Annotated in this window: 2 protein-coding genes; both read left to right on the top strand. The window is 47.3% G+C overall.

Annotated features, from left to right (window positions below; genetic code table 11):
* On the top strand, positions 1–302 hold a 302-nt coding region (locus HW443_RS12105), incomplete at its 5' end, for an Asp23/Gls24 family envelope stress response protein (protein WP_176238316.1).
* 6 nt (positions 303–308) lie between these two features.
* Entirely contained in the window at positions 309–770 is a 462-nt protein-coding gene (gene nusB, locus HW443_RS12100; RefSeq protein ID WP_176235333.1) for a transcription antitermination factor NusB, read from the top strand.
* Positions 771–839 lie beyond the last annotated feature (69 nt).

Here is an 839-nt window from a genome sequence, read left to right as displayed (position 1 = left end):
GTGTGTTCGACTCCATAGTAGCTCTGGCCACTGAGGAGGTGGAGGGGATTGCTATCTACACGGGTGGAGTTGTAGTCAAGATTACCGAGAGGATAGGCAGAAAGAGCTTTCTAAAAGGGATAAGGACCAGAGTCGAGGACAGGAAGATAAGCGCAGAACTATCTATCGTGGTAGAGTACGGTTACAATATTAAAGAGAAGGCTCTGGAAGCACAAAGGAATATCTATCAAGCTCTCCAGAGCATGGTGGGATTGGATGTAGATAGAATAACTATCACTGTAGTGCGAGTTATGACGCCCTGAATAGCTATGAACAGCCTGCCCAAGAGACACCGACAGAGAAAATTCGTTCTGGACATCCTGTATCAGGCTGATCTTCTGGAAAGGAAAATTAAGGATGTTTTGACCGAAGAGCTGGAACACAAGAAAGAGTTCCGGACCGACTTTGTCATGTCTCTGGTGGAGGGAGTTGCGGAGAAGAAAGAATATATTGATGATCTGATTCAGGAGAGTTCCAGGAATTGGTCTCTGGAGAGAATGTCTATCGTGGATAGAAATATTTTGCGCATGGCCATCTACGAAATACTATTCATGGAGGACATACCCTTGAAAGTCTCCATCAATGAGGCCGTTGAGCTGGCCAAAACCTATGGCACTGATGAGTCCGGCCGGTTTGTGAACGGGATTCTGGGCAATATCATATCCCCGGAGAATGGCCTGAGCAGCCCGGATTCTGGATCAGAGCAAGAGCGGGACGGCCATGATCAATGAGGGAAAGGGAGGAAATGTCTTTGAGGAGGAACTTTCCAGGCGCAGCGCCAGAGTATATGAGTATTTGAG

The sequence above is a fragment of the Candidatus Hakubella thermalkaliphila genome, assembly GCF_013281975.1.
Taxonomy (GTDB): domain Bacteria; phylum Actinomycetota; class Humimicrobiia; order Hakubellales; family Hakubellaceae; genus Hakubella; species Hakubella thermalkaliphila.
Note: the sequence above shows the minus strand (reverse complement) of the source record. Positions and strands in the feature narration are given on the sequence as shown.